Below are 3,799 nucleotides of genomic sequence, written 5' to 3'. Positions count from 1 at the left end.
CCGGGCTATGGGGCTGCAAATCCGGCAAAAACTGTCCTCGCTGTGGCCAATTTTCGCTTTCGACGCTCCAAGTCCAACAGGCTCCTAGCAGTAGCAGGATCGCTGTATGAAAAGACTTTGGTTGAACGGGGCGAACCGTCGCGGCCTTCATCCTGGTCCCCACGTACCGTCGGACATTTGATTTCACTATCAAAAGAATAGCTACTACCGATTTGTAGATAAGCGCTAGACCCAAAAAACATTCAGAACCCGAGCCTGAAGCAGCCACTGCTCCGCAGGGCTAGACAAGACGAATGAGAATTAATATCATTTGATCGCCTGAGTACGCACACCCCGTCCACCGCAAAAGGCTCCTCCAAGGAGTTTTGCCATGGACCTGGGCACACCGCACCCAAGCCAATCCCACTCAGCCAGCAGTTTTTCACCCGCACCGGCCACCTTGCCGTTGTGGGAGCGCACCATGCAGCGCGCCCGTGGCGCAGCGCGCTTGGGCCAGATGGCGATGTCGCTGGCGTATCAGCAGCAGGCGCTGGCGCTGTCGTTGCGCGTGCTGCAGCAGGTTCCTCCGGCGGGGCGTGAGGACGATTGCGTTGCCGCGCTGGTGGTCTCCCATCTGAACGTTGCCGACCTGCAGGCGCAAGCCGCCGAGCTGGATGCTGCTGCGCATCTGCGGTGCCGGGCGCACGCGCTGGTGCAGGGGTTGCTGGCCGATGGCCGCCACAGCCCGGCGCTGCGCCAGGCCGCCGTGCGGCACAGCCGCGAAACCTTTGCCGCCTTGTTGGCCCATGCGGCCCACCACGGCCCGCACCCCGCCATTGCCCAGGCGCTGGCCAGCCCGCGTGGCTTGGGGCTGCAGCACTGACTGGGCGGCTGCGGGCCCCGCAACTGCCGGTCGCAACGATTGCATTCACCTGTTTGTTCGTTCGCTCCTTTCGTCCTTCCTTTCCTCGTTCTTACCTCTGCCTGAAAGCACCATGCCCTACACGCTGCCTGCCTTGCCCTATGCCTATGACGCCCTGGAACCCCACATCGATGCCCGCACGATGGAGATCCACCACACCAAGCACCACCAGACGTACATCAACAACCTGAACGCCGCGCTGGCGGGCACGCCGCACGCCGACCTGCCCATTGACCAGCTGGTGGCGCGCCTGGTGTTGTTGCCCGAACCGCTGCAAGGCCCGGTGCGCAACAACGGGGGCGGGCATGCCAACCACAGCCTGTTCTGGAGCGTGATGTCACCCCAGGGCGGCGGACAGCCGCAGGGCGTGCTGGCGCGGGCCATCGACACGGATCTGGGAGGCTTTGAGGCGTTCAAGGACGCGTTCACCAAAGCTGCGCTCACCCGCTTTGGCAGTGGCTGGGCCTGGTTGTGTGTGAACAAGGCGGGCCAGCTGGTGGTGGAAAACACCGGCAACCAGGACAGCCCGCTGATGGCCGGCCTCATGACAGGCCACACGCCCATCCTGGGGCTGGACGTGTGGGAGCACGCGTATTACCTGCAGTACCAAAACCGCCGCCCTGAATACATCGCCGCGTTTTACAACGTGATCGACTGGGCCGAGGTGGCACGCCGCTATTCATTCGCAACAACCCCCTGAGCGGCTGCGCCGCTTCCCCCTTCTCTCGCGCTACGAGCGGGAAGGGGGACGACGCCGGTGGCCTGGCGAAGCCAGTTCCACGGCGTCCGCTGGCTTGGTGCGCGCCAGTTTCAAGCGCCGCGTATCACTACAGGTTTTGATGACAACCACAGGAACCGCCATGCAAACACCGCCCCCTCTCACTGATGTGACCATGGCGCCTATTCCCGCGCTGCGCCTGCGTCAGCGCATCGGCCTCGCCATCGTGCTGCTTGGCATCCTGGTCGCCTCGGCGCAGGCATGGCAATGGATTGCGGGCCAACCTGTGGTGCTGAAAGCCCTGTGGGGCGGGCTGGTCGCCGCGCTGGCCACGGCGCTGGGCACTTTGCCGGTGTTGTTGTCGCAGCGTTTGTCCGAGCGCACGCAAGACACCCTGTTTGGTTTTGGCGCGGGGGTGATGCTGGCGGCGTGTTCGTTCTCGCTGATCATCCCCGGCATCCATGCCGCACGGGCGGGCGGGGCAGGGGCCTGGGCGGCGGGTGCAACGCTGGGCGCGGCCATTTTGCTGGGCGCCCTGGCGTTGCTGTGGATGGAGCGGCTGCTGCCGCACGAGCATTTCATCAAAGGCGTGGAGGGCGGCCAGACATCGCGCACCCTGCAGCGCACCTGGTTGTTTGTGTTTGCCATCGCTTTGCACAACCTGCCCGAAGGGCTGGCGATTGGTGTGGCGTATGCGGGCGGCGACGCCTTGCGCGCCAGCGCGCTGGCCACGGGCATCGCTATTCAGGACGTGCCCGAGGGCCTGGTGGTGGCGATGGCACTGCTGGCGGCGGGCTACAGGCGGTCGCTGGCGGTGGGCCTGGGCATGGCATCGGGTTTGGTCGAGCCGGTGGGCGCTGTGCTGGGGGCTGCAGTGGTCAGCTATTCGGCAAGCCTGCTGCCCTGGGGGCTGGGATTTGCAGCGGGCGCCATGCTGTTTGTGATCAGCCACGAGATCATTCCCGAATCCCACCGCAAAGGGCACGAGGCCTGGGCGACGGGTGGGTTGATGGTGGGGTTTGTGATCATGATGCTGCTGGATACGGCGTTGGGCTAAATGCTATTGATTTAATAGCTATCAGCGCTTTTTGAATAAGCGCTGGAGGCTATTTTTACCTGTTTTTTCAACATGGCTCCGAGATACCTCCATCCGTTCGGGCTGAGCCTGTCGAAGCCAAGGCGCGCCCCGCGAACTGCACTTCGACGGGCTCAGGGCGAACGGTTTATCGGAGGTCAGTCGCCCATCAGGCGTTTTGATCACTAGTCTTCACCCAAAAAACCAGTAGCAAACCCCAATCGCCGCCACCACCCCCGCCAGCTCTGCCAGCAACGCGCAGCCCACCGCATGGCGCGCGCGCTGGATGCCCACGGCGCCGAAGTACACGGCCAGCACGTAGAACGTGGTTTCGGTGCTGCCTTGCACTGTGGCGGCTGCCAAGGCGGCAAAGCTGTCCACCCCCTGGGTCTGCATGGTCTCGATCAGCATGGCGCGGGCGGCGCTGCCGGAAAAGGGTTTGACCAGGGCGGTGGGCAGAGCGTCTACAAAACGCGTGTCGGCACCCGTCAGCTCCACACACCAGCGGATGCCGTCCAGCACATAGCCCAGCGCACCCGAAGCGCGGAACACGCCCACTGCGCACAACATGGCCACCAGGTAGGGCAGCAGGCTCTTGGCGACGTCAAACCCTTCACGGGCACCGTCGATGAACGCCTCGTACACCGGCACCTTGCGCCAGACGCCCAGGGTGACAAACAGCACGATCAGCGAAAACAGCGTGAGGTTGCCCAACAGCGATGACAGTTGCGCCAGTGCCGTGGCGCTCAGCGTGGTCAGCAGTGCCATGAAGCCGCCCAGGCCCAGCGCCACCGGCAGCAGGTAGGCCAGCACCACGGGGCTCCACAGGGGCAGACGCTGCACCACCGCCACGCTGAGCAGGCCCACCAGGGTGGATGCCGATGTGGCCAGCAGGATGGGCACGAAGACCAAAGTCGGGTCGGCCGCGCCCTGCTGCATGCGGTACATGAAGATGGACACCGGCAGCAGCGTGAGCGACGAGGCGTTGAGCACCAGAAACAGAATCTGCGCATTGGTAGCGGTGTCGGGCTGGGGGTTCAGCTCTTGCAGGGCCTTCATGGCCTTGAGGCCCATGGGCGTGGCAGCGTTGTCCAGGCCGAGGGCG

The 3,799-nt window shown here is 64.3% G+C and carries 4 protein-coding genes; 3 read left to right on the top strand and 1 reads right to left on the bottom strand.

Annotated features, from left to right (window positions below):
- Nucleotides 1-370: 370 nt before the first annotated feature.
- The 3 genes from ACK41V_RS23405 to ACK41V_RS23395 all read left to right on the top strand — a co-directional run bounded on the left by ACK41V_RS23405 (nt 371) and on the right by ACK41V_RS23395 (nt 2,676).
- Nucleotides 371-862, top strand: a complete 492-nt coding sequence (locus ACK41V_RS23405) for a hypothetical protein (protein WP_409786039.1) — start codon at nt 371-373, stop codon at nt 860-862.
- Nucleotides 863-974: 112 nt separating this feature from the next.
- Nucleotides 975-1,601 carry a superoxide dismutase gene (locus tag ACK41V_RS23400; RefSeq protein ID WP_409786036.1) on the top strand — a complete coding sequence of 209 codons (627 nt, stop codon included), beginning with the start codon at nt 975-977 and terminating at the stop codon, nt 1,599-1,601.
- Between the two features lie 160 nt (nt 1,602-1,761).
- Entirely contained in the window at nt 1,762-2,676 is a 915-nt protein-coding gene (locus ACK41V_RS23395) for a ZIP family metal transporter (RefSeq protein ID WP_409786034.1), read from the top strand.
- A gap of 210 nt (nt 2,677-2,886) precedes the next feature.
- On the opposite strand, the gene ACK41V_RS23390 is transcribed toward ACK41V_RS23395, so the two are convergent.
- On the bottom strand, nt 2,887-3,799 hold a 913-nt coding region (locus ACK41V_RS23390; RefSeq protein ID WP_409786032.1), incomplete at its 5' end, for a nucleoside recognition domain-containing protein.

It is taken from the genome of Acidovorax sp., assembly GCF_046291265.1.
Lineage (GTDB): Bacteria > Pseudomonadota > Gammaproteobacteria > Burkholderiales > Burkholderiaceae_C > Acidovorax.
This window is presented reverse-complemented; position numbering and strand designations above follow the sequence as displayed.

Excerpts from the sequence above, each read along its gene's own strand:
- ACK41V_RS23405 (WP_409786039.1), top strand. The coding sequence starts at position 371 with ATGGACCTGGGCACACCGCACCCAAGCCAATCCCACTCAGCCAGCAGT.
- ACK41V_RS23400 (WP_409786036.1), top strand. The coding sequence starts at position 975 with ATGCCCTACACGCTGCCTGCCTTGCCCTATGCCTATGACGCCCTGGAA.
- ACK41V_RS23395 (WP_409786034.1), top strand. The coding sequence starts at position 1,762 with ATGCAAACACCGCCCCCTCTCACTGATGTGACCATGGCGCCTATTCCC.